Below are 25703 nucleotides of genomic sequence, written 5' to 3' on the forward strand. Positions count from 1 at the left end.
GATGTAAGGGCTAGGGATCGCGCGGTCGTCCGCCCGCGCTTGATCCGACCATCTGAAAAAATCGGTATCGTCTCAATTACCTGGGAGGTAATCACTCGCAGAGCAAGGGCGGCTCAGCCGTTGGTCCAGAAGCTTAGGTGGATCGTGCCATCGACCGCGGCCGGCACGACCCAGCCAACTGCTGGTCTTCCGTAGTTGGCGCGTTTGCGACCGATGCTACCGTTGCGCAATGGCCCGAGGCTGCCACTGGCTCATCGGCGAATTGAAGATCGGCTTGCCATTTAGAATGACGCTCAGGGGTGGATAGACGGACAGCCATGCGTCATACCGTCGGCTACCGGCGCCATGCCACATCGTGTTGTATAAATCCATGAATGTATCGAATTTATTCCACACGAAGGCCGGTAAATACCCGTTATTATAGGCGAAAATGCAGTAATAAAAAATGGCCCCGATCTGTATCGTAAGGGCAATATGCAATGTTAGTGAAATTAAGGATTGCGTGTTTCGCATTTAAATTTCGCGCTAGTTGCCAAATGTCAGCTAACAGCTGAGCGCTTCCCGCCCAAGTTCATTCAGGTGAATTCGAAAAAGCTATTGCGCTCGGCAGTTTGCTCGGCTTCAGGCTAGCCGTATCGCAGGATTACCCCTGGCGACAGGGAGTGCTTGTCACGTCAGGCGTCTCCAATTAATATTTTGAAAAATAAAGAATTTTCTGTCATAATGCAGTCGTGGCGGCACCATTTACGCGTGTCGCGTCAGGTTCCGACCATAGAAATGCCGACCCCGGCAGGACAGGTCAACGCAATCTCCTCTTCGGCCAGGCTACCGGCGAAAGGAGGTGCGTCATGGTACGCAATATGATCCCCAGCCTCATCGGAACCGCCACAATGGCGCTTGCGGTAATGGTACATCCGGCAGCGGCACAGCCCGTGCTCAATTGCGCCGAACACTCCAAAGTGGTCGACTTCCTTGGCTCGCACTATTCCGAGACCCTTCAGGCTGTCGGCTTCATCAACCAGGCGGCAATTCTAGAGGTCTACGTCTCTGAGAGCGGCAGCTGGACTATGCTCGTGACCAACGCCAACGGTAGCAGTTGCGTGGTCTTTGCCGGCCAGAGCTGGGAAACGATCCCGGTGGTTCCGGGACTGAAAACGTGAAGAGCACGGCCTCTCAAGCGCTTTGCGCATTCACAAGGCGCGCAATTGCGTGGCAAGGGCCGGAATAGGACCTATTCGAAATCATGCGGTAGCCGTGAACGTATGAAGAACTTGTATTGAGACGTATGCTGCAGGGCGTTGAGCCGCCACGACTGCACCGTTTCTATCGCTGATAACTATGCCGGTTGGCGCGCTCAACACTGCCACTGTCATGCTCTACGTCAGCCGCGATGATCGCGAGATGCACTCGCATTAACTCACAGCGTCGATGGTCCCCATGTCAGGAATCGAGTTTCAGCGAGAGCTGTACCGGTCGCTTTACCCGATAGGCGTCCAGGGTCCTGCCGATCTGGATTCGGGAAAAAATTTCCTTGCGCCTCTGCTCGTCCCGTTCCCTTGCGGCTCGCGATCTTGCCACGACGGCAAGGGCTCTTTCGATGACTACCTCTGCGTTGGTCATGTCACATCTCCATCTGTTCCCTTTATGTTCTCATTTTGAGATATGAAAGTCAAGCGGTCGGATCAGTGACGACTGGTTGAGCCCACATCGGTTTGCTTCTCTGCTGAAAAAATTGGAATTGAGAGAACGGCCACGTGATCTCGTGGCGGCGTGAGGAGACGTCAATCAACTCGCCCGACCCCGTTCTAAAACTAACGGCGGTCGCGTCCCTTGGCGCTTGTGGCAGAAATCATCGCGGTTTGCGACGATTTTTTAAGCGGGTATCGAATTTTCGCGATGGCGATAGCGGGTCTAGCCGCCGCAGGTGCGAAGCTGGCTCTGGTAGGTCAACGCCATGTTGGAGACGCGTTGGGCAGAGCGCTGGATGTCGGCTCTGCCACGCCATGCCCCCTGCGTATAACCGTCGTGTCCGTAATAGTAGGCGAGGTAGAGGCTGTAGCCGTCGTTGAGCGCGATGCCGTTCTGGACATGGCTCTGGGCGTGATACCAGCCGATGAAATCGATGGCGTCGGCGAAATTGGTGCGGCTTGCGCCCCAGTGGCCGGTCTCTCCCCGGTATCTCGACCATGTGCCGTCAAGTGCCTGCGAGTATCCATAGGCGCTCGAGGGCCGTGTCCACGGGATGAAGCCCAGCAGCAAGGTGCGCGGCGGACGGGCATAGGGGTTGAAGCCGGATTCGGCGTAGATGGTCGCCATCAAAATCGGGACGGGAACGCCGTATTCGCGCTCGGTGCGCTCTGCCGCCCGACGCCAATTGTTGAAAAGGCCGTCGCGCTGTTCGAATATCGCGCATGCCGATCTGATTTGATGTGGCGCCGTGGCGCAGCCTGCGAGCAGGACAAGGGGGGCGACAAACGCAATACGCATCGCTGAAATCTCTCTTTTGAAGAGATTACTAGCGGGTAAACGTTAAAGGCGGGTATTTAGACAATCCCAAATTCGCTCATCGCGCCGTGTTCAGGCGTTTAAGACGATCTTCCGAAGACATGGCTCGGAAGAATATTTCTTCCCGCGGGGCCGTCAATGCTTGTGGCTGCCGCCTTCCATGAGGCTGAAAACCAGAATTGCGCCAAGCACGACAACCAAGGCATAGTCGAACGGGGTCAAAAGTTGCAGAATTGCCATGATAGTCTCCTCCTTGAGGAGAAATGCACGAGATATACAGTCGTTCCGTGCATTATGAAAATATAATATGCTGCAGCGCACGCGACCGCAGATCGTCGTGATCGAAAACGCGGCTGCATTGTCAACAAATTTCGTAGAGTATATTGATCCCTATCGGTTTTTGGAACTGCCGCTTTGGCAGCGCGGATGGGATGACGATGGAGCAGGGAGGCGCGATGACGACGCGGAGAGAGCCAAAGCCCGTGGTGGCCATCATCGGCGGCGGCGTTTCGGGTGCCGGCGTCGCCTTTCACCTAGCGCGCTCCGGCACGCTTGGTCCGGACCGGCTTTTCGTCTTCGAACCGCGCACAAGGCTCGGTCCAGGGCTTGCCTACGACACGCTCGATCCCGCGCATCGTATCAATGTTCCGGCCTCGCGCATGAGCCTGATGCCGGATGACGTCGAGCAGTTTCAGCGCTGGATCGTTGACAACGATGCCGTCTGTGGCGACGACGACGCGACGTCCGCCGATGGCAATCTCTTTGTGCGCCGCGGCCTGTTCGGCACCTATGTCAATGCCATGGTACAGCCCTTCGTCGATAGTGGCGAGATCGCCCATATTGCGGAGCGGGTGGTCGAGGTCGCGCGGCACAACGGCCGCTGGCTGATTTCCAGCGAAGGTGGCAGGCAGCTCGAGGCGGATATCCTTGTTATTGCCACCAGCCATCCTTCTCCGGATGCGCCGAACGCGCTTCAACAGGCTCTCAAGGATCATCCGCGCTTCGTTGCCGACCCGACGAGGGCGGATGCTCTTCACGCAATCCGGCCATCCGATCGGGTGCTGATTGTCGGCAACGGCCTTACCTCCTCCGATATCATTGCCTCATTGGCCCTTCGTGGCCATGAGGGGGCGATCACCGCGATTTCCCGGCGCGGGCTGAGGTCGCGGGGCCACGCACGCATTCAGCAGGAGCTGTACGGCGATTTCGTCAGTATTCCCGCGCGTACAGCGCTGTCTCTGTTGACGCGCATACGCCAGGCTATCCGGGCGGCGGAGGGGGAAGGGCGCAGTTGGCATGCGGTGATCGATCAGGTGCGCTTTCAGGGCGGGGAGGTCTGGCGGGCGTTGCCGCTTGCGGAGCGACGCCGCGTCGTCAGGCACTTGCGGCCGTTCTGGGACGTGCACCGGTTCAGGATTGCGCCACAAGTCGAGGATGCGAGCGAGCAAGGGATCAAAGCGGGGAGGCTTACGATTCTGGCGGCTTCGGTCGAGGAGGTTCGCAGCGACGGCGCGCAGATCGATTGCCGTCTGCGGCTCAGCCGTTCGGCCCGGCGCGTCGAACATCGATTTGACGCGGTCGTGGTAACGACGGGCCCAGGTCACGGCGGTATCCTTGGCAGCCAGCCATGGATCCGACAGCTCGCGGAAGCCGGCTATCTGTCGCTCGACGGTACCGCGCTCGGGCTTGCCTGCGACACGGCATCGCGCGCCCTGGGGCTTGGCGGCGAGGTTTCGCCGCAGCTCTATATCTCCGGCCCGCTGGCGCGCGGCACCTTCGGCGAGCTGATGGGGCTGCCGCAGGTGTCGGAACATGCGCTCTTCGTTGCCGACGAGATCGGCCAGGCTCTGGGTCAGAATAGGTTCGGCGCGCTCGATATTAGTGCCGCGTGACACTGCTCGCCGGCGTGGCAATCGTTGCATCGGCGATACATCTGCGGGATTTTAAGAACATAAACTATACAATTTGTGAGTTATTGCCTTGTTTGCGGCTGATTCTGGGGATATTTCCTGATCTTAGACGTTCGATCTGCTGCATACGCCGTTCTTGATAGACGCGCCGATGACGTGCCGGATTTTTGGCAACTGAATTTTCAGTAAAGCGAAGAGCAATGCTTACGAAAAAAGGGAAATACGGATTGAAGGCGCTGGTCGATCTGGCTCGCCTCGCTCCGGGCGAGACCGCTTTCATCAACGATATCGCCTCGCGCAACAATATCCCGAAGAAGTTCCTTGATACCATCCTTTTGGAATTGAGGAATTCGGGCGTTCTGCGCTCAAAGAAGGGGCCGGGCGGCGGCTATTCACTGTCGCGGCCGGCTGCCGATATCCGCATCGGCCACGTCATTCGAACGCTCGATGGTCCGCTGGCGCCGATCCGCTGTGCCAGCCGCACGGCTTACGAAGCCTGCGACGACTGTGCCGATCCGGAGCGCTGTCAGGTGCGTCGTTCGATGACGGAAGTGCGCGATGCGATCGCTTCCATCCTCGACAACATGACGCTCGAACAGTTTGTCGCCACCGGAGGCCGTGGCATCGAGGCGGGGGACGAAGATTTCCGGGCGTCGAACGCCAGCTGACCGCATATTCCTTGATCCCGCCTTGTCACGCCGGCCTCGAGCCGGCGTTTCGATTTCAGGGCACCTCGTTTTTCGGCGGCTCGATGTCGTTTAGATGATAGTTTCCAACGGTGTGATGTTTCTGCGAAGTCGGTTCTCGTGCCGCGTGGGCGCGGGCGTTGCGCCAATGGCGGTCGAGGTTCAGGCCTATCCGCGTCGAGGAAGTGCCGGCAAGCTCGAACAGCGCCGTTGAGGCTTCGATCCCGATTTCAGCCGCCAGCGCACTTGCACCCACGACTGAAAGCGCTGCGTCGATAACGTGCGCCTCGGTCGCATTGATCTGGGCGATGTCGAGTTTCCCACCGGCCCGTTCGATCATCGCGGCTGCCGCTTCGATGCGGACCGCAATCTCGCCGATCCGCGCGATCGTCAGCGGATTGTCGGCAGCGCGCCTGATGCCGCCGTCCATCCGGGGTTGGGCATTGCTCCTGACGAAGTCTACCGTCGCGGCGAAAGCAGCGCGGGCAATGCCGAGGTCGACACCGGCGCGGGTAATCCGCCCGACGGCACCGATCGTCGTCGGTTGCTTCAGACCGTTGTCGAGGCGGATGACCGCTTCGGCATCGACGTAGACATTGTGCAGGATCGTCGTCCCGCCGCCGTTGGTGCGCTGACCGAACCCGTCCCAGTCATCGATGAGCTGAATGCCTTCGCTGCGCCGGGGCAGGAGGGATAAAACCCGTTCGTCAGCGGGATCGCGTGCGAAGACAGCAATCCAATCGGCAAAGAGAATGCCCGTCGAATGGGCCTGCCGGCCACCGAGCCTGTAGCCGGCGCCATCGGCTGTCAGCCGGGTCTCCTGGGCGATTGCCGTCGGCGCGGAAAATGCGCCGGCCATGCGATCACCGGTAAGCGCCCGCGCAAAGGCGATTTGCTTCTGCTCCTCGTTATCGGCCAGGCGCAAGATTTCGAGCACATGGAAGTGGCTCTGCGATATCTCGGCAATCGAGGGGTCGCCTTGGGCAAGGATCGCGATGATTTCCGCAAGTATGGCGTTGGAGATGTCGAGCCCCTCATATTCGGAGGGAACGGAGACGCCGAGCAGGCCGGATTGCGAGAGAGCTTCCAGCTCGTCGTCCGGCAATATGCGGTTGATGTCGCGGTCGCTGGCGAGCCTTGCAAAATCGGCGGCAAGCGAGCGTGCGGCTTCCAGCGCCTCGTCATCGCTTTGGATAAGGCGTGCCGGGGGTCGGGTGCGCTCGTGCAACTGCGATACGGTTCCCATCCATCACTCCATCAGCTACCCGGTATTTGTGACTTATCCGCGAGCGCGGGTAAGTCCGTCTATTCTACAGATGATGCTCGCATTAGATTTTCTTTGCTTATCTGCCGGTCGCCTGTTGGAATAATAAGCGCCACGCCGGCAAAATGTAGTCCAACGTCGTTTTTTCTTGGCCAGTCGGTCGGCCGTTTCGGAGCCTTCGTTAAGAACCTTCTCACGGGGTGCTTGCAAGAAAGCGCTTGCTAGAAGCGCATTTTCGCGCTTTGTTATACGACTAAACGTGTAGACTATTAACACATCGAAGGTTGGCCCGGCGGGGATTTTCGCCCGTGTTTGCTTCGATGTCGTCGGATCGGTTGTCGATTTCCATGCCGATCCCAGAGCGGCCAGGGGCTCATGTGGCCGCAGCCCGCAACTGTGCGGATGGCAGGCAAGCGCGTATCAGAGTGCCTAGAAAACCATGATCGACCATCTCCAACGCAGGAGTTGATATGACGGTTCGGGGACTTTTTTCTTCACGGGTAGCGGCTTCGGCCCGGCCTTCCGCCATGCCACGCATCGCCGTCGTTGGACGCGGCTTTTCCGGCATGATGACTGCGATCGCATTGATGAAGACCATGCGGACGCCGTTTCATCTGCAGCTCTTCGACCCGAATTCCAGCGTCAGCGGCGGGCAGGCGCTCGCCTCTGGCCATTCCAGCGAAATTCTCAATAGTCGTGTTCGCGACCTTTCGGTGTCCTCGGGCGATGCCGATGATTTCAATGATTGGCTTTGCGCCAATACTGAATTTCGCACCGCCGTGCCGGCAGCCATACCGGGTTTCCAGCAGATCTTCGTGCCGAAAAGCATCTTCAGCGACTATGTCTACGAGCGATTTTCCGAGGCGCTTGCTGCCCGTCGGGACATATCGGTGCAGGTCAGCAACGACCCCGTTCTCGCTCTTCGCCGCAGCCGAGGCAATCGCTTCCTCGTGGAAAGCGCCAGTGCGTCCAATCCCCTGTTCGACACCGTCATTCTTGCCACCGGATATGGCATCGGCGATCCTCAAACGGAGGTCGCCAGTGCGGCCGATCCATCCTCCCCGGTTCGCGCCCGCCGACTAGTCGCGCGCCCGCATACGGTTCTCCTTGGCAGTGGCTTGCGCGTGGTCGATCGACTGCTGCAAATGCGTGAAAGCGGATATAGCGGCCAGATCACCATTATTTCCAAACATGGCTTCCTTCCGCAAAGCCACACCCGCATCAATGCTGACCCGGTTTTCCCGGCTGAGGCAATGCCGGCGCGTTTGAGCGGGATCGTGCGGTTCGTCCGTCAGGCCTGTCGCCAGGCGGAGGCCGGCGGCCAGAACTGGCAATCGGTCATGAATGGTTTGCGCAAACACGCCCGCTCTTTGTGGCGCGCCCTGCCGGCCTGGGAGAAACAGCAATTCAACAGGCATCTCAGGGCGATCTACGACAGCCATCGGAATCGCCTGCCGGAGGCCATGCATGTTCGGTTGCGGCGAGAGCTTGCGGAGGGAAATACCCTCCTTCGCAGGGGGCAGATCCTGCGAATGACGCCAACCGGTCTCGTCATGACACCGGTCGGACGGCCTGAGGAAGAACAGATCTACGCCGACCAGATCGTCGACTGCCGATGTCAGGCGCCCGATCTCGATACGCCGCTGATGCGAAGCCTCATCGACGCAGGCCTTGCGATGCCGGACGAATTGCATCTGGGGCTCGCCGTCAGCGCCAGGGGCGAGCTTGTCGTCGACGATCGCGCTACGGACGGGCTCTTTGCCGTTGGTCCGCTTGGCCTCGGCAGCCTGCCGGACATTGATCTGGTGCCCGAGATCGTCACCCAGGCCTATGCGGCGTCCGAGGGTATATCGGCGCGCTTCTACCCACGCTGCCAGGCGGTCTGAATCCGATCGAATTCCTCGATGTGTTGACGCGATCCGCGAACAGCGATGCGTCCCTCGCGTGTAGGGCGTATTGGTGTTCGCGGGTCGCGGCATAGCGTATGTGCAGCATTAGAGATAAGCGGTAGTAATGTGGGACGAACTGGGTAGTTCGTCGTCGTCATGAAGATACTGGAGGCGGAATGATTGAGCCGGAGGCCAACGCTGACACCACCATCGATATCCTTTACATCGACGATGATGAGGCGCTTGGCGCGCTTACGCGCCGGAATATGGAACAGCGCGGTTATCGAATTCATCTGGCGCTCGATGGCGCTTCCGGTTTTGCAAGGCTAGCCGAGGGCGATATCGATGCGATCTTGCTGGATCACTTTCTCAAAGACGAGACCGGTCTTGATATTCTTCCCTGCATTGTTTCGATGCCGGATCATCCGCCGGTGATCTATGGCATCGGTTCTGGCGACACCAGCGTCGCGGTCGCGGCGCTGAGGGCTGGTGCAGATGACTACGTCGTCAAGGATGTCTCCGACGATTACTTCGATCTTCTGTCGGCAGCGCTCCAGCAGGGGCTCGAACGTGTGCGTTTCCGCCGCGACATGATGCGCACGCAGGAAGTCATTCGCCAGGAGCGGGATCGCGCGGAGCTGCTGCTTGCGGAAGTCAATCACCGTATCGCCAACAGCCTGGGGCTGGTTGGAGCATTGATTCGGATGCAGGCATCGGTGACTGAAGACCAGGGGACGATCGACGCACTGCAGGAAACACAGATGCGGATCAACGCGATCGCCAGCGTCCATCGGCGGCTCTATACCAGCCATGAGGTCGGCACGGTCCGGCTCGATGAATATCTCGATAACTTGCTGCAGGAGCTCGAGGCCTCGATGCGCAACGACAAGCGGCCGCATGGCGTGGCGCTCGCCTGTGAACGGGTGAGCCTTTCGACCGACAAGGTGATCACACTCGGCCTCATTGTCAGCGAGCTCGTTACCAACGCCTTCAAATATGCCTATCAGGAAGGAGAGGCCGGTGAAGTCCGCGTCGTGGTCAGAAGGAGCGGCGTCGATGACCTGCGTGTCCATGTCGAAGACGACGGCGGCGGTTTCGATCCCGCTGCTGCGCCGAAGGGAACGGGCCTCGGCTCCAAATTGTTGGGGGCAATGGCTTCCAGTCTCAAAGCAGAGATCGTCTATGATCCGGATCATCTAGGCACGCGCGCCGTCTTCATCTTTCCCATCGATTGACAGTTTCCTCATTGCGTAATCCGGATGATTTCTTATTGCCAATCGTTATGATATAACATATCAGATCTGGCGAGGCGGGTCGATGTGCGGACCTTTCATGCGGGCAGACGGGGACAACTGACAAATCGTCGGGATCGCAGTTGCCCGTCTGGCAATTCCGTGAGACGAGTGAGGGTGATGGTGCTGCCGCCGGGATTATCCGGAGGGCGGCTGAAAAGGGAACACGGTGAGGATTACCCATCAGGGGCCAAAACCGTGGCTGCCCCCGCAACTGTAAGCGGAGAGTGCGTTCGCGATATGCCACTGGCTTTTTATAGGCCGGGAAGGCGCGAACGGACTGTGACCCGCGAGCCAGGAGACCTGCCATCGATGGTGTCAACGTAACGGACGGGGTGTTCCGAGTGGAAAATGCGTGGTCGGGAGAGGGTGCAGATGCGCCCGAATGCCTTATCGTGACTTTGCCTCCGGCGAGATCTCCGGGAGGCGGTCCATGGGCAATGCGAACAACCAGGCGGGTCGGTCCGCCTCCAAGCAGGCGCGACTCGATGTCGACGGGCTGAGCTGGGGTCCAAGGCCCGGGCAACACATCATCGCGAATATGAGCCTTACTGTTGCGGCTGGTGAGCGGCTGGCGATCATCGGCCCGAACGGCGCCGGGAAATCGACGCTACTTCGTTGCCTTTATCGTGCAGTGCGGCCGGCTCGCGGCTCGGTACGCCTCGATGGGATCGATCTCTGGTCGATCTCGCCGCGGGAAGTCGCAAAGCGTATCGCCGTCGTACTCCAGGAGACGCCTGCGGATTTCCCCTTCAGCGTCCGGGACGTGGTGATGATGGGCCGCATCCCGCATCGAAAGGGATTGTCGCGTTGGAGCGAGCGCGACCACGACTTGACAGCAATGGCGCTGGATGAGCTCGAGCTCCGGCATCTTTCGCGCCGGCAATTCTCCTGCCTGTCCGGTGGTGAGAAGCAGCGGGTGCTGATCGCCCGCGCGGTCGTACAGGAGCCCGAGATCATCATCCTCGACGAGCCGACCAACCATCTCGACATCCGGCATCAGCTCGAGATTCTCGCATTGTTGAAGGGTCTTGGCCCAACGATCGTCATGACCTTGCATGACATCAATCTCGCAGCGGACTTTGCCACCAAGGTCGCCATCATCCAATCAGGGCGCATTGCCGGCCATGGCTCGCCTCAGGAGGCACTGACCGCCCAGCGCATTTCGGCTGCCTTTGACGTCACAGCCTGCGCGCATCGCGTCGTCGATGCTGAGCCCAGCCGTTTCACTTTTTCCCTCATCTGACAGGAGTTTCACCATGCGTATTCGCTACGGCCTATTGGCCGGCCTCTTCCTTGTCTCAACAATGCTTGCAAGCGCTGCCGGGGCGGAGCAAGTGACCGTGCGAAGCTGCAACCATGATGTCACCTTCGACAAGGTGCCGCAGCGGGCAATCGCCAATGACGTCAATCTCATCGAAATGATGCTGGCATTGAAGTTGACCGACAGGATGGTCGGCTATACCGGCGTTTCCGGCTGGAAGACGCTTGATGAGAAGCTGCGCAAGGCCGTCGAGGAATTGCCGGAGCTTTCGCCGAAATATCCGACCAAGGAGGTGTTGCTGAATGCCGATGCCGACTTCTATTTCGCCGGCTGGAACTACGGCATGAAGGTCGGCGGCGAGGTGACGCCGGAAACGCTCGCGCCATTCGGCATCAAGGTCTACGAGCTCACCGAATCCTGCATCTTCGTCATGGGCAAGAGCAAGCCGACCATGGACGACATGTTCGTCGACCTTTTGAACCTCGGGAAGATATTCCACGTCTCGGACAGAGCCGAGGCTCTGGTCGCAAGCTATCGCAAGCAGCTTGTCGAGATCGCCGCGAAGATTGGTCATGCCGATCGACCGGTGCGGGTGTTCGTCTATGACTCCGGCGAGGAAAAGCCGTTCACCTGTGGCCGTTATGGTATTCCGACGGCGATGATCGAGGCTGCCGGCGGCGTCAATATCATGGACAACGTCGAGAAGAGCTGGACCGAAGTGTCCTGGGAGCCGGTCATCGAGAGGAATCCTGAGGTGATCTTGATCGTCGACTACGGCGAGGTGACCGCCGCGCAGAAGATTGCCTTCCTCAAGGGCAATCCGGCCTTCAAGGGTCTTGACGCGGTCAAGAACGATCGCTTCGTCGTGCTGCCCTATGTCGAGGCGACGCCTGGACCGCGCAACATTGATGCAATCGCGACGCTCGCCAAGGCGTTTCATTCCGACGCAATGTGATGCTCGAGACATCAGCCAAGTGCCGGGCCGGGTTCGGCCTGGCGCTTAACTCATCTCATGGAAATCCGTATGCGCGCCGGCCCGTTGCTCGTCATCACCGTTCTTTTCATTCTCCTGGTTCTGTCGCTGACAGCAGGTGTTTCGGTAGGCGCTGCGCCGATCCCGTTCGCCACAGTATGGTCGATCGTCGCCAATAAAGTTCGGCCTGACACATTCGACGTCGTCTGGTCGAGCGGACAGGAGAGCATCGTCTGGGACGTGCGCTTTCCCCGCGCTATCCTCGCAGCGCTTGTCGGCGCGGGGCTTGCAATCAGCGGCGCAACCTTGCAGGCGTTGACGCGCAATCCGCTGGCGGATCCGCATCTTCTCGGCGTTTCCTCAGGTGCCGCATTCGGTGCGATCCTGGCGCTTGTGCACACCGGGTTGATCCTTGGGCTGCTTACCGTGCCGCTGTTTTCTTTCGCCGGTGCGCTGTCTGCAACCGGCGTCGTGGCCTTGGTCGCGCATCTCACCCGATCGCACTCGGCCGACCGGATGGTGCTTGCTGGCGTCGCGGTCGCCTTCGTCTTTACAGCACTTGGCAATCTGCTGATCTTTCTCGGCGATCCGCGTGCGACGAACACCGTGGTCTTCTGGATGCTCGGCGGGCTCGGTCTGGCGCAGTGGTCGCATCTCATTTATCCCGCCGTCGTACTGGCGGGTTGCCTTTCCATCTTGATGTTGAAGGCGCGGGAACTCAATGCGCTGGCGATGGGTGACGAGACGGCGGCGACGCTCGGCATTGCGGTGACCCGTTTCCGGCTGCTGCTGTTTGTCGTGACCGCGCTCGTGACCGGTGTGATGGTCGCTTTCTCCGGCGCGATCGGCTTCATCGGGCTGATGGTCCCGCATTTCGTGCGGCTGCTTGCCGGCGGCGACAATGTGCGTGTGATCCCCTTGAGTGCTGCCGTTGGCACATTGACGTTGATCTGGGCGGACATCGTGGCGCGGAAGATCATGACGCCGCAGGACATGCCGATCGGCATCGTCACGGGACTTGCCGGCGGCATTGCCTTCATCCTGATCCTCAGGAAAAACTGACGACGTGCGTTTGGCCGTTGTCTTCCTTGTCCGACAGCCTAGATGTTGACGGCGGTATCGCTCGGTACAGCAGCCGTATCGCTCTGGAGACAATGATGACTGGAAGCCGCTCTATCTGCACGCCGGAGGAGGTGCTGGATTTTTGGTTCGAGAGATGCGCGCGCGCGGATTGGTTCAAGGTCTCCGCCGCGCTCGACGAGGAAATGCGCCGCCGGTTCCGCGACACGCATCTGACACTTGCCGGGGGTGTCCTTGGTACATGGCGGGCGACGCCGGAAAACCAGCTTGCAACGATCATCGTCCTCGATCAATTTCCGCGCAATATCTATCGCGGGACGGCGCTGGCCTTTGCGACCGACGGCCTTGCGCTCCAGGAGGCGAAGCTTGCGCTCAACACCGGGGCCGACCAGGCGGTCGCGCGGGAGCGGCGTTGCTTCTTCTATCTGCCGTTCGAGCACGCCGAAAGCCTGATTGAGCAGGAGAAGGCGGTGGAGTTCTTTCAGGCGCTCGGGGACGAGGAGTACATCGATTTCGCCATCCGCCATCGGGCGACAATTGCGACCTATGGACGTTTTCCGCATCGCAATGCGTTGCTTGGCAGGGTGTCGACCGAGGCGGAGCGCGACTATCTCGCGCAGCCGGGCGCAGGTTTCTAGCGATGCCAGCCACGGCAGCCGCCATTCTGCCGCCTTTCTCTGCCTACAAGGCAAGAGCTCTATTCTGCCACCCGGCGAAACCAGTTTGTCGTAGCGCCGCCGATATTGCCGATGACATTGCGACGAGGAACCTTGCTTGCCCCTGCCAAAGACATTTGTTCGCCGTCTGATTTTGCTGCTGCTGGCTGTCGGGATTTTTGATCTCTCCGCGGCAAAGACAATATTTGCGCAAGACGCGCAGCAACCGGCACAGACGCAACAGGCGCAGCCCGTGCAGAACCAGCAGCCTGCAGCGCAACCGCAACAGCCGGCGCAACTTGCCAACGGCGTGCTGGATCGCGCCGCCGCGGATCTGGAAAAGGCGCGCAAGCAGCTGGCGTCGCTGCAAGACGGCGCCAAGCAGAGCGGCAACGACGACGAGGCACTGGTGGTGCTTTCCGGCAAGGCCGACGAGCTCAATCGCGCCATTGCCGGGATTTCCGCAAGCCTGAAGCCGCGCTTCGACGAAATCAATAGCCGCCTGACCCAGATCGGGGCGCCGCCGAAAGAGGGGCAGCCGCCGGAAGTGCCGCTCGTGGCGCAGGAACGCGAACGCCTGAACACCGAACGCTCGCAGATTAGCGTGATGACCGGCGATGCCGACAGCGTCGCAACCGCCGCAAGCCGTTTTGCCACCGACGTTACCGCGATGCGGCGGCAGCTCTTTGCGGAGACGCTGTTGCGGCGCACCGAGCTTACCGGATCGACCTTCGGCGATGCCGGCACGTCACTGGTCGGCGAAGCGGTCTCTTTTCGCGACGCGCTGGCGAGTTGGGGAACGTTCGTTTGGAAATTCAAGCGGATACCGCTCTTCACCGCGGTATTCTTGTCGCTTGTCTCGGCGCTGATATTGCTGTCGGGCGCCAATCGGCTGTTCGGCCGCTATTTCAAGCGTGACGATACCATCGAGGCGCCACCCTATATCAGTCGTCTCTCCATCGCCTTCTGGTCGACCTTGATCGATACGCTCGCCGTCGCCGCACTGCTTGTCATCACCTATTTCCTGCTGTCGACCTTCAATGTGCTGAGGCCCGATATCGCGCCGGTGTTGTCAGCGCTGTTCGGTTTTGCGGGCCTCGTCTATTTCGTCGGCCGGGTGACCAATGCAGTCTTTGCGCCGTCGGAGCCACAATGGCGCCTGGTGAAGCTTTCCAACAGGGGAGCCAGATCGCTCAGGTGGTGCCTGCTGGCGATGGCAATCGTCAACGGCCTCGATTTCGTCTTCAATCGCATCAGCGAAGTGATGGGCGCCCCCGTCGTCGTCACGGTTGCCAAGAGCTTCCTGGCTGCGCTGATCGTCGGGCTGATCCTCATCGCGGTGTCATTTGGCAAGCCGATGCTGGCAAAGAATGGCGATCCGGAAGCGCCTGGCCGGCACTGGCCGCACGGCATGGCCATCATTCTTCGTGTGATGGGCGCGGGGCTGATTTTCACGGCGATGATCGGCTATGTCGGGCTATCCCGCTTCATTGCCTCGCAGCTGATCGTAACCAGCGCGGTTCTCGTAACGATGTATCTCGGCATATTGCTCGGCAAGGCCGTCTCGAGCCAGGAGACGTTTCCCGAGACGTCTGTCGGGCGCTTTCTGCAACAACGCTTCAATCTTGGCGAAGTCGCGCTGGATCAGGCGGCACTTGTCGCCGGGCTTGGCATTTACGTCGTCGCGCTGTTTACCGGTATTCCGCTTATCTTGATGTCCTGGGGCTTTCACATTCAGGACCTCGAGCTCTTCGCCTATCAGCTGTTCACCGAAATCCGGCTTGGGAATATCCGGATATCGCTGGTCGGCATTGCGGTCGGCATCCTGCTTTTTGCCGGCGGCACCCTCGGGACGCGCTGGTTCCAGCGTTGGCTCGACAACAACATTATGGCCCGCAGCCAGGTGGACGCCGGCGTACGCAACTCGGTCAAGACAGGCATCGGCTATCTCGGCGTCACGATTGCCGCCGTCATCGCAATCTCGGCAGCGGGCATCGATCTGTCGAGCTTTGCGCTGGTCGCCAGCGCGCTCTCCGTCGGCATCGGTTTCGGCCTGCAGAACATCGTTTCGAATTTCGTCTCAGGGCTGATCCTCCTGGTCGAGCGACCCTTCAAGGTTGGGGACTGGATCGTCTCGGGGACATCGGAAGGCATCGTCAAGCGGATTTCGGTGCGGGCGACCGAAATCGAGACATTCCGCAAGCAGTCGATCATCGTGCCGAATTCCGAGCTCATCAACGCATCGGTCGGCAACTGGACGCACCGCAACCGCCTGGCCCGCTCGGAAATCCCGATCTCGGTCGGCTACGACGCAGATCCGCAGAAGGTCATGGATGTGCTTTTGGACCTGGTCCAGAAAATCCCGAAGGTGCTTCGCAATCCCGAGCCGCATGTGGAATTTCTGCGCTTCGGCCCGTCGTCTCTGGATTTCGAGATGCGGTTCTATCTGGCCGACCTATCGGACGGTATGCCGATCCGCAACAATTTGCGGATTGCCATCCTGGAGCGCTTTCGCCAGGAGGGGATCGATATTCCCTATCCGACACAGGAAGTGCAGATCCGCCGAGAAGCAATGCGTCCAAGGTCGGTCGAGCCGGTGGGCGAAGCGCGTACGGTGATCGAAGCGGTGGAGCCTGAGGAGAGCGAGGACACGTCGATAACGGCGATGGAGCCGCCGCAGGACTTGCGCAGCCGCAACAGCCGCCGGCGAGGCGAGGGGTGACTTCTCGCCTGATCGCGACAGGGTGAAGCTCCGCCGCGGCGCGCGATAAGATCGTCATCTCGAGCGATCGTGCTGAAAAACGCTGAAAAACACATTTCGCGCTTGTCTATTCACACATCGTCGCGGCAAGCTTTCCCCATGTCGTAATCAGGCATCTGGCGGGCGAACCGGAATTGCATAGTCCGCGACATCGTGATCTCTCCCGGATCTGAATGCCGGGCCGCTCAGTTTCGAAGAGGTATTTTTCCATGAAAACACATGCACGGGCCGTCGTGATCGGTGGTGGTGTCGTCGGCGTGTCGACGCTTTATCACCTTGCCAAGAAGGGTTGGGACGACGTCGTCCTGATCGAGCGGAAGGAACTGACCTCCGGCTCGACCTGGCATGCCGCGGGCCTGCTGCCGCTTTTCAACATGAGCTACTCGGTCGGGCAGATCCACAAATACTCCGTGAAGTTCTACCAGGAGCTCCAGGAAGAAACCGGCATGAATGTCGGCTTCAGCAAGGTCTCCAACATCCGTCTCGCGCTCACCAAGGATCGTTGGGACGAATACATGTACTATGCCGGTATCGCCGAGACGATCGGCGTCAAGGTCAAGCTTCTGACGCCGGAGGAAGTCAAGGAGATCTGGCCGCTCTGCGAGACCGAAGGCCTGCTCGGCGCCATCCAGCATCCTGACGACGGATATATCCAGCCGGCCGACCTGACGCAGGCGCTGGCCAAGGGCGCGCGCGACAAGGGCGCGACGATCTATCGCCACACCGCCGTGACCGCAATCGAGCAGCAGCCCGACGGTCTCTGGAAGGTCACCACCGATAAGGGCGAGATTACTGCCGAGCATGTGATCAGCTGTACCGGCAATTTCGCCCGCAAGACCGGCGAGATGGTTGGCATCAATATTCCTGTTATCCCGGTCGAACATCAGTATATCGTCACCGAGCCGCATCCGGCGATCCTCGAGCGCAAGGCCAAGGGCCTGCCGGAAATGGGCGTGCTGCGCGAATCCGACAGCGCATGGTACATGCGCGAGGAAAACGGCGGGCTGCTGCTTGGTCCCTACGAGCACGGCGCACCCGCCTGCTATGTCAACGGCCCGTCCGACGAGAGCGAATACGAGCTGTTCCAGGAAGAACTCGATCGCCTGATGCCGCATATCGAGACCGCGATCGTGCGCGTTCCGGCATTCGGCGAAGTCGGCATCAAGAAGGTTTATAACGGCGCCATCGCCTATACGCCCGACGGCAACCCGATCATCGGACCGGCTCCGGGGCTCAAGAATTTCTGGCTGAACGAGGGTCATTCCTTCGGCATCACCGCCGCGGGCGGTGCCGGATGGCAGATCGCCGAATGGATCGTCGATGGCGAGCCGACCGTCGACATGATGGGCGTCGATCCGCGCCGTTACGGCCCCTATGCCAACGAAGGCTATCTCGTCGAGAAGAACGAGGAAGCCTATGCCAACGTCTTCACCATGCACTATCCCGACGAAGAGCGCTCAGGCGCCCGTCCTCTGAAGACCACGCCGATCTACGATCGCCTCAAGGCGCTTGGCGCCGTGTTCGGCTCTGTTTACGGCTGGGAGCGCGCCAATTGGTTTGCGCCGCAAGGCTATTCGGTCGCCAAGGAAGAGCTCGATCTTGGCGCCGACGTCCTGACCAATCACAACTATGCGCCGCCGACCGAGGACGGCCGCATCGTCGAGAAGTGGTCGTTCCGCCGCTCGAACTATTTCGAGCATGTCGGCAACGAGGTGATGAACGTCAACAAGAATGTCGGCGTGCTCGACATGTCGGCCTTCGCAAAGATGGAAGTCTCCGGCCCCGGTGCCCGCGCCTGGCTCGATTCCATCTTCGCAAATACCATTCCGAAGAAGCGCGGCCGGATCGCGCTTTGCCATATGCTGACCGAATGGGGCGGCGTTCGCTCCGAATTCACCGTCTACGAATGGGCGCCGGGACGCTTCTACCTCGTCTCGGCCGGCGCCTATGAAGCGCATGACCATGACTACCTGCGCAAGCTTCTGCCGGGCGACGGCTCCGTCCGTCTCCAGCAGATCACTCAGCGTCTCGGCGTGCTGGTCCTTGCCGGGCCACGCTCGCGCGATGTCTTGAAGAAGCTCACGCGCACCAGCCTTGAAAACAAAGATTTCCCCTGGCTTACCGGCAAGGAGATTTCCGTCGGCGCGGCTTCGGCCCATGCGCTGCGCGTCAACTTCGTCGGCGAACTCGGTTGGGAGCTTCATCACCCGATCGAAATGCAGACCTATATCTTCGACAAACTGATGGCCGCAGGCGCGGAATTCGGCATTAAGCCCTTCGGCATCCGCGCCATGCTGGCAATGTCCGTCGAGAAGTCCTATCGCCTGATCCCGCGGGAGATGTCGATCGAATACAACGCATATGAATCCGCGCTTGACCGCTTCATTAAGCCGGAGAAGGAATTCCTTGGTCGCAATGGGCTGCTTGCCTACAAGGAAAAGGGCCTTAAGTGGAACTTCGCGACGCTGGTCGTCGAGACCGGCAACGATGTCGACGCCCGCGGCTCGGAAGCGATCTACAACGAGGCTGGCGAGCTCGTCGGGCGCGCCACCAATGGCACCTATGGCTTCCGCATCGGCAAATCGATGGCGCTCGCCATGCTGCGGCCGCAATATGCCGTCGAGGGCACCAAGCTGAAGATCAAGATTCTCGGCACAACTTACACTGCGACCGTCGTCGGCGAGAGCCCATTCGACCCGGACAATGCCGCTCTGCGCGCCTGAGCAGCCTGAAGAACATGGATGTAGTGCAGAGTTGGGGCGGCCACGGGCCGCCCCTTTTGTTTCGGCACAGTTCTGATTGAATTAATAAATACTCAAATGCTTTCCTGTATCGATGCGACAGTCGAGCGAAGTTTTTCTCCAAAAGGTTTACCATGTCATTTTTAGGCATTTCGGGAATGCAGTATTCTGGCGGCTCGCTTGCTGGTGCGCGTATTATTCTTGCTGAAGATTCCAATGTCTTTACATCGATGGTCCGGACCAGATTGAAGGAGCTCTTCGATCTCGACATCGAAATATGCAGGAACTTCGAGGAATTGCAGTTCGCCTACGATAAGTCTTCGGAGCCGATCCGGCTGGCGATCTCCAATATCAACCTGCCGGGAGCCGAAAACGGAGAGGCGCTCGAATATCTGGTCGATCTCAGCATCCCGACCATCGTCTTTACCGGCACATTCCAGGAAGGTATGCGCGATGCGCTGATGGCCAAGGATATCGTCGATTACATTCTCAAGGACAATATCTTCGCTGTCGACCTGCTTGCCGAATCGATCTGCCGCTTTCTCACCAATCATCGCCACCATGTGCTGATCGTCGACGACAGCGCCACGGCGCGAGCACTGCTGTCCAGCCGCTTGAAGCGCTATAATTTCCGTGTCGATGTTGCTGAAAACGGCGCAAAGGCGCTGCAGATACTGAAGGCTCATCGCGACATCGGTCTGATGATTACCGACTACAACATGCCCGACATTGACGGGTTCGAATTGACACGGCGGATCCGCGCCAGCATTGGCTCGCATCAGCTGAGGATCATCGGCGTTTCATCATCGACCAATCGACTGCTTTCGGCACGGTTCCTCAAGGCGGGCGGCAACGATTTCATCCTTCGCCCGTTCATCGACGAGGAATTCTACTGCCGCGTCAACCAGAACCTGGACACGTTGCTACAGATCCAGTCGATGCAGCAAATGCGTGTACGGGCCTAGCCTTTGAAGGACTGGCTGGCAATGAGTGAATTGCGAATAGAGCACTGACCCGGACTGTGGCGATATGCCGTTTGCCTGAGCCTTCGGGGCCAGTGCAATTTGCGGTTCATATATCTTGCCGATACCCCTTCACGTTCATCACGTTGGGCGGTATCGGTCTCGCCGGGAGATTGTAGGCGAATCAGGCGTGCAGGGGGTGGCAACGGGGGCATGATCGAATTGGCATCTGAGGCAGATATACTGGGCCAGGGGCACAGCCCCCGCCGCAATCGCCAGAAGTTGCTTTTGGTCGAAGACTCGCGCATGTTTTCGTCCATCCTTACGCATCGTTTTCATACCGAACTCGGTTTCGAGGTGACGCATTGCGCCTCGCTGAAAGCGCTCAACGAGGCGCTCGGTCCCGATGGCCATGATTTCACCATCGCCGTGGTCGACCTGAATCTGCCGGATTCTCCGCATGGGGAGGCGCTGGACGTCATGATTGCTCATGGGGTGCCGGCTATCGTCTTCACCGGCTATTTCGATGTCGGCGTGCGCAATCGAATCATGGAACGCTGCGTCGTCGACTACGTCCTGAAGGACAATGAATTCGCGCTCGACAACCTGGTTGCCTCGGTTCGCCGCGCAATCTCCAATCGCCGGACTCGCGTGCTCGTTGTCGATGACCTGCCGTCGGCCCGACAGGTTCTGGTCGACCTGCTCACTGCCCAGCAGTTCATGGTCGCCGTGGCTGCCTCCGGCGTCGAAGCGCTAGAGGCGCTCGACAGACATGGCGACATCGAGCTTGTACTAACAGACCATCACATGCCTGACATGGACGGATACGAACTGACGCGGCGCATCCGCCAGCGTTACGGCTCGGACCGGATGCGGGTCATCGGTGTCTCGTCTTCGAACGACCGCCTGCTGTCTGCCGCATTTCTGAAAGCCGGCGCCAGTGATTTCGTCTATCGCCCCTTTGTGCCCGAAGAGCTGCAGTGTCGCATTGCGCAAAATGTCGAAACGCTGATGCAGATCAAGCAGCTGCGTGTGGCCGCCGCCAGCGATTATCTTACCGGTCTCTACAACAGGCGCTATTTCTATGATCAGGCGCCGCGGCTCGTGAACGATTGCCTGCGCCGCGCCTTGCCGTCGTCGGTTGCAATTCTCGATATCGATCATTTCAAGCGGCTGAACGACACCTATGGCCACGAAATCGGCGACCAGATGCTGAAAGCTGTGGCGGATCGGCTGCAGACGCTGTTCGTGGGCAGCGACAATCTTCTGTCGCGTCTCGGCGGCGAGGAATTTGCCATCCTGTTCACGGAAATGGATTCACAGGCTGCGACCGACCTTTGCGACAAGGTCCGTGCGGATCTGTCCTGCCTCAAGATCACGGCGGATGACGAGGAGCTGTCGGTGACGGTTTCGATCGGCGTCGCGGAGATCAGCGGTTACGAAGCGTTCGAGAATTATCTCAATGCTGCGGACCAATTTCTCTACATGGCCAAGCACAAGGGCCGCAATCAGGTCTATTCCGACGCGCGCATGACCCAGGAAGCAGCGCAGTAATTGCTGGGCCTGGTGCTTTTCCTATTCAGATGACGACGCCGGTTCGCGACGTCGACATGCTGAGCTTGCGCTCAGCGCGCTCCTGCTGGGGCGAGCGATTGTAAAGTTCGCGATAACACTTGGAAAAATGCGAGGCTGAGACGAAACCGCAGGCAACCGCGACCTCGACCACCGGCATTGAGGACTGCACGAGAAGATGGCGGGCGCGATCGAGGCGAATTTCCAGGTAATAGCGGGCAGGGGATCGGCCCATTTCCTGGCGGAATAGGCGTTCGATCTGGCGGCGCGACAGGCCGGCATCGTCGGCGATCTCGAGCAGGGAGAGCGGTTCGGCCAGGTTGCTTTCCATCAATTCGATGATCGACAGCACCTTGGAATTCTGGACGCCGAGACGGGCGCGCAAGGGGAGCCGCTGGCGGTCGTGCGGGCTGCGGACCCTGTCGGTCAAAGCCTGTTCGCAAACCCGGTTGACGAGGTTCTCGCCGAAATCCTGGCCGATCAGGTTCAGCATCATGTCGAGCGACGCTGTACCGCCGGCGCAAGTATAGAGATTGCTGTCGACCTCATAGAGATCGGCATAGACCTCCGCCTGCGGGAAGGCTTCGGCAAAGCCCGGAAGGTTTTCCCAATGGATCGCACAGCGCTTGCCGTTGAGCAGCCCTGCCTGGGCAAGCACATGTGCGCCCGTACACAGGCTGCCGACGGCGACGCCGCGATTGTAGGATTCACGCAGCCAGGCATTGACCGATTTGTTGTGGAACTCCTCGACATAAATGCCAGAGGAAACAAGCACCATGTTCGGGCGATTTTCGCCGCCAAGGAAGCGCCTTTCGTCGGCAAGCGACGAATTGACCTCGATGCCGATGCCGCTCGACGAGTAGACCTTCTGGCCATCGGTCGAGGCCAAGCGCCAGACGTATGCGGGGTAGCCCAGCATCCGGTTTGCGATGCGCAGTGTCTCGATCGCGGCTGAAAACGGCAACATGGTGAAGTGGGGGACGAGAAAGAAAACCAGCGAACGCTTCTTGATCTGTGTTTTGCTCATCTGAGAAAATCCATGCTCCGCTGCCATACTATATTCCTCGCGTCATTTGCGCCGGGCTGATAGTCTGAAAACGACAGTGTCATGGATAAAAACGGCCGCATAGTGTTATTTGTGCGACATCGCTGAAATTGTCACCCGATTGGGGACGTTGCGAGGGGCAGGGCGGCTTGCTGGAAATGATCTTTATATATGTCTATGAAAATCAACTAGAATCCATAAGGAAAAGTGTGAGTGAGGGTGTCACATCCCTAGAGTTGCGTCACCCTCAATTTCTGCACGATGTCGCATTCGCTACATTCATTTGCGGCCTCGCGTGATGTCGGCGGCAGGCCAGCCGAGATCCTTGCGCAGGTCGATCGGCATGGATTCGATCTCACGTTCAGCCTGCCACTGCTTCACGCGCTCGGAGAGCTTACGAACATAGGTGGAAGCCGATGTGAAAACGCCAGTGCTGAAAGAAGGCAACTGATGCCTCTTTGCAGCGTCTCTATAAGCGATAGTGGTCATGTCCGTTCCTTTCGGGCCGAGGGCATTTGCTACCCTCGATGACTGATATGGGCTCACCATCCGCATCATTCAAACGAATAGATCTTATAGCTACCATAAGCATTCTTGAAGTATCCCCGCTGATGCCGCTGGACCGGCGGTCGGCGTGTTGTTTGACGAAGTCGCTTTAAAGCGAAGCAAACTTTGGTCTATAGCGAAGCAGATTCAGCCATAGCGAAGCAGATTCAACCATAGCGAAGCAGATTCAACCAAAGAGAAGCAATTTTAATATCAACCCGCTTCAGTAAAGAATCAGCCTGAACATGACGGAAAACGTCACTGCGGCCGCGCCTGCGAATATGTTGCTGATCATGGCGAAACTAAAACTTCCCTTCATCCGGCTGCTGCCTCACGGCACGCAGCTTTCTGAAATTAGCGATGGTTTGAACACCAATTAGAACGGCGACGATGCCAAAGAGGACCATGGCGTCACCGCGCTTTGTCTGGATTGCGATGAGAAAAGCACCGATGAAAAATATACCCCCAAAGGCTCCTGACAGGACATAGGCCCTTTTGATCCGATACGACACCGAGTGATCGAACGCATGGTCCATAAGATGCCAACGATACTCGCCCTCGCTGCGAAACCCCTGAGGAAGGTGGATGCGGATACCGGCCTGGGCCGACGCCATAAAATGGGCTCCCGCAAGAAACGAGAAGGCGCTGGCGAGAACAATTACACAGTTGAGAGCCATAGGCAGAACGATCACAAACTGCTTCCCCAAACCTTTGCAGGATTCTTATACGAGGACAGTCTGTAATAATTCATTTCAAGGGATGCTCAAAGGCGATCAGACCATCGCCAAGCTTATATGCATTTCCACTTTACGGTGATCCGGGAGGCTCAGAGACGCTCTGCGCCACGACCTCAACAAAATCGAACTCATCCAGGGCGTAGTGTTGGTCGCTTCCGACGGTGGCTATGGTGAGGAATTCGCGGGTTGAGCCGAAGATCGATGACACGCGCACGATCTGGAGTTCACGTTCAGCGTCAGTTCCGCTTCGTCGCCTTGCCCAATAAAATCGCTCGGCTACGAGTTCATCCAAGGCAATCATTTCAGCGAACCAAGACAGCTCGTATCGGGTTTCCGGTGTTGTTCAAGTTTGTGACGTTGATATCCGGCCAAGTCAGTCGCGACTTGCCCAGGCGATAGTCGTCCCACCTATGCTCGAAGCAAAACCATTGGGTCTGGCCCATCTCCACATCGTAGCCGAATCCACCCCAGTTCGCGCAGCCTGGATGTTCGCAGAGATGGGTGAGTAATGATTGCTCGTCTGCGGATCGGCTATCCTTGACGGTGTCGTCAGCCATTGATGTGTCCGTTCTTCGCTTGAGAGCCGTGCTTCTTCAATGGAGAAGCCAAGCCCCGAAATATAATCGCATGCCGGAGAATAGGGTCGCGTAGTTAACCAGGCGTTTAGATCAGGTGCCGGTCGCAGGCCGTTAGTCGAGCGACAACAGCAACTGTGGCTTCAATGCATCGCTTGATCGCTCCAGCGAAGACAGGGTAACGCCGAGCAAGCGTATTCCTTTGTCAGTGGGGAAAACCGGGTCCAACAGGACATCAACGAGGCTCGCGAACTCCCGAACGTCCGCGAGTGGCGCACTGATCGTCTTGCTACGCGTGATTTGGTTGAAGTCCGCATATTTGACCTTCAGAGTGACCGTCTTGGCGCGAATTCCGTTGGCGACGCTGTAGCTCCAGACCTTGTCGATCAACGGCTGCAGGAAGGCGCGGGCTGGCTCAATGGCATGGATGTCTTCGGCAAAGGTATCCTCCGCACCTATCGACTTGCGGACACGATCAGCCTTGACCTCGCGATTGTCGATGCCACGGGCAATGCCGTAGAAATAAGGTCCGGATTTGCCGAAATGCGCGGTCAGAAACGCGATGTCCTTCGTCTTCAGGTCAGCGCCCCTTTCAATTCCGAGACGATGCATCTTCTCGGCCGTCGCCGGACCGACGCCATGGAATTTCTTGACCGGCAGCGCCTCGACGAAAATTGGTCCATTCTTCGGCGTGATGACGAACTGTCCATTGGGCTTGCGCTGATCAGACGCCATCTTCGCCAGGAACTTGTTGTAGCTGATCCCGGCTGAAGCCGTCAGATCAGTCACGGCCTTGATCTTCGCCCGGATTTCCTCGGCAATTTCGGTGGCAATCCGCATGCCCTTCAGGTTCTCGGTGACATCGAGATAGGCCTCATCGAGCGACAGCGGCTCGATCATCGGCGTATAGTCGGCAAAGATATCGCGTATCTGCTGCGACACCTGCTTGTAGACATCGAAGCGTGGCTTCACGAAGATGAGGTCCGGGCATTTGCGTTTGGCCGTGACCGAGGGCATGGCGGAATGGACGCCAAACTTTCGGGCCTCGTAGCTTGCTGCTGCAACGACACCACGGGCGGCCGATCCGCCGACGGCGAGCGGCTTGCCACGCAGCTCCGGATTGTCACGCTGCTCGACCGAGGCATAGAAGGCGTCCATGTCGATATGAATGATTTTTCGCTGGCGTGGCACGAGAGCGTCTGCAGCCGTGCCTTCCGATTGGTCTCCGCTCGACGCCATCAGTCC

Annotated in this window: 21 protein-coding genes and 1 riboswitch; of the genes, 13 read left to right on the plus strand and 8 right to left on the minus strand. The window is 58.9% G+C overall.

The window, feature by feature from the left end; translation table 11 throughout:
- The first annotated feature begins 848 nt into the window (after positions 1 to 848).
- Entirely contained in the window at positions 849 to 1160 is a 312-nt protein-coding gene (locus AB4Z52_RS04030; RefSeq protein ID WP_442216591.1) for a hypothetical protein, read from the plus strand.
- A gap of 280 nt (positions 1161 to 1440) precedes the next feature.
- Here AB4Z52_RS04030 and AB4Z52_RS04035 read toward each other — a convergent pair whose 3' ends face one another.
- A complete protein-coding gene (locus AB4Z52_RS04035; protein ID WP_442216592.1) occupies positions 1441 to 1620 on the minus strand; it encodes a hypothetical protein in 180 nt (59 codons plus the stop codon).
- Positions 1621 to 1911: 291 nt separating this feature from the next.
- Complete coding sequence (locus AB4Z52_RS04040) at positions 1912 to 2487, minus strand: transglycosylase SLT domain-containing protein (RefSeq protein WP_442216593.1); 576 nt, start codon at positions 2485 to 2487, stop codon at positions 1912 to 1914.
- Between the two features lie 473 nt (positions 2488 to 2960).
- Here AB4Z52_RS04040 and AB4Z52_RS04045 point away from each other — a divergent pair, with 473 nt between their 5' ends.
- The gene (locus tag AB4Z52_RS04045; protein ID WP_442216594.1) at positions 2961 to 4397 is read left to right on the plus strand and encodes an FAD/NAD(P)-binding protein; all 1437 of its coding nucleotides are present in this window, start codon (positions 2961 to 2963) and stop codon (positions 4395 to 4397) included.
- A 218-nt stretch (positions 4398 to 4615) separates the two neighbouring features.
- Positions 4616 to 5083, plus strand: coding sequence for an RrF2 family transcriptional regulator (locus tag AB4Z52_RS04050; protein WP_442216595.1), 468 nt, complete (start codon positions 4616 to 4618; stop codon positions 5081 to 5083).
- Between the two features lie 55 nt (positions 5084 to 5138).
- On the opposite strand, the gene AB4Z52_RS04055 is transcribed toward AB4Z52_RS04050, so the two are convergent.
- Complete coding sequence (locus tag AB4Z52_RS04055) at positions 5139 to 6347, minus strand: SfnB family sulfur acquisition oxidoreductase (protein ID WP_442216596.1); 1209 nt, start codon at positions 6345 to 6347, stop codon at positions 5139 to 5141.
- Between the two features lie 488 nt (positions 6348 to 6835).
- On the opposite strand from AB4Z52_RS04055, the gene AB4Z52_RS04060 reads away from it, so the two are divergent.
- The 10 genes from AB4Z52_RS04060 to AB4Z52_RS04105 all read left to right on the plus strand — a co-directional run bounded on the left by AB4Z52_RS04060 (position 6836) and on the right by AB4Z52_RS04105 (position 21537).
- Entirely contained in the window at positions 6836 to 8251 is a 1416-nt protein-coding gene (locus AB4Z52_RS04060) for an FAD/NAD(P)-binding protein (protein ID WP_442216597.1), read from the plus strand.
- 179 nt (positions 8252 to 8430) lie between these two features.
- Positions 8431 to 9489 carry a sensor histidine kinase gene (locus AB4Z52_RS04065; RefSeq protein ID WP_442216598.1) on the plus strand — a complete coding sequence of 353 codons (1059 nt, stop codon included), beginning with the start codon at positions 8431 to 8433 and terminating at the stop codon, positions 9487 to 9489.
- 161 nt (positions 9490 to 9650) lie between these two features.
- Positions 9651 to 9871: riboswitch (cobalamin riboswitch) on the plus strand.
- Positions 9872 to 9979: 108 nt separating this feature from the next.
- Positions 9980 to 10792 carry an ABC transporter ATP-binding protein gene (locus AB4Z52_RS04070; RefSeq protein ID WP_442216599.1) on the plus strand — a complete coding sequence of 271 codons (813 nt, stop codon included), beginning with the start codon at positions 9980 to 9982 and terminating at the stop codon, positions 10790 to 10792.
- Between the two features lie 13 nt (positions 10793 to 10805).
- Positions 10806 to 11765 carry an ABC transporter substrate-binding protein gene (locus AB4Z52_RS04075; protein ID WP_442216600.1) on the plus strand — a complete coding sequence of 320 codons (960 nt, stop codon included), beginning with the start codon at positions 10806 to 10808 and terminating at the stop codon, positions 11763 to 11765.
- Between the two features lie 69 nt (positions 11766 to 11834).
- A complete protein-coding gene (locus tag AB4Z52_RS04080) occupies positions 11835 to 12845 on the plus strand; it encodes a FecCD family ABC transporter permease (RefSeq protein WP_442216601.1) in 1011 nt (336 codons plus the stop codon).
- A gap of 95 nt (positions 12846 to 12940) precedes the next feature.
- On the plus strand, positions 12941 to 13501 hold the full coding sequence (locus AB4Z52_RS04085) for a DUF924 family protein (RefSeq protein ID WP_442216602.1): 561 nt from the start codon (positions 12941 to 12943) through the stop codon (positions 13499 to 13501).
- A gap of 136 nt (positions 13502 to 13637) precedes the next feature.
- Positions 13638 to 16241 carry a mechanosensitive ion channel family protein gene (locus AB4Z52_RS04090; protein ID WP_442216603.1) on the plus strand — a complete coding sequence of 868 codons (2604 nt, stop codon included), beginning with the start codon at positions 13638 to 13640 and terminating at the stop codon, positions 16239 to 16241.
- Between the two features lie 248 nt (positions 16242 to 16489).
- Positions 16490 to 19003, plus strand: coding sequence for a GcvT family protein (locus AB4Z52_RS04095; RefSeq protein ID WP_442216604.1), 2514 nt, complete (start codon positions 16490 to 16492; stop codon positions 19001 to 19003).
- A gap of 152 nt (positions 19004 to 19155) precedes the next feature.
- Positions 19156 to 19986 (plus strand): response regulator, encoded by an 831-nt coding sequence (locus AB4Z52_RS04100; RefSeq protein WP_442216605.1) that lies wholly within the window; start codon positions 19156 to 19158, stop codon positions 19984 to 19986.
- A 303-nt stretch (positions 19987 to 20289) separates the two neighbouring features.
- Positions 20290 to 21537 (plus strand): diguanylate cyclase, encoded by a 1248-nt coding sequence (locus AB4Z52_RS04105; RefSeq protein ID WP_442216657.1) that lies wholly within the window; start codon positions 20290 to 20292, stop codon positions 21535 to 21537.
- Between the two features lie 25 nt (positions 21538 to 21562).
- Here AB4Z52_RS04105 and AB4Z52_RS04110 read toward each other — a convergent pair whose 3' ends face one another.
- The 5 genes from AB4Z52_RS04110 to dinB form a co-directional block, all read right to left on the minus strand.
- Positions 21563 to 22582: a GlxA family transcriptional regulator gene (locus tag AB4Z52_RS04110; protein WP_442216606.1), complete on the minus strand. Its 1020-nt coding sequence runs from the start codon at positions 22580 to 22582 to the stop codon at positions 21563 to 21565.
- Positions 22583 to 22879: 297 nt separating this feature from the next.
- Complete coding sequence (locus AB4Z52_RS04115; RefSeq protein WP_442216607.1) at positions 22880 to 23089, minus strand: hypothetical protein; 210 nt, start codon at positions 23087 to 23089, stop codon at positions 22880 to 22882.
- Positions 23090 to 23448: 359 nt separating this feature from the next.
- Positions 23449 to 23838, minus strand: a complete 390-nt coding sequence (locus AB4Z52_RS04120; protein WP_442216608.1) for a hypothetical protein — start codon at positions 23836 to 23838, stop codon at positions 23449 to 23451.
- Positions 23839 to 24185: 347 nt separating this feature from the next.
- Positions 24186 to 24440, minus strand: a complete 255-nt coding sequence (locus AB4Z52_RS04125; RefSeq protein ID WP_442216609.1) for a hypothetical protein — start codon at positions 24438 to 24440, stop codon at positions 24186 to 24188.
- Positions 24441 to 24572: 132 nt separating this feature from the next.
- Positions 24573 to 25697, minus strand: coding sequence for a DNA polymerase IV (dinB, locus tag AB4Z52_RS04130; RefSeq protein WP_442216610.1), 1125 nt, complete (start codon positions 25695 to 25697; stop codon positions 24573 to 24575).
- Positions 25698 to 25703 lie beyond the last annotated feature (6 nt).

Source organism: Rhizobium sp. 2YAF20 (genome assembly GCF_052114685.1).
Classification (GTDB): Bacteria; Pseudomonadota; Alphaproteobacteria; order Rhizobiales; family Rhizobiaceae; genus Rhizobium.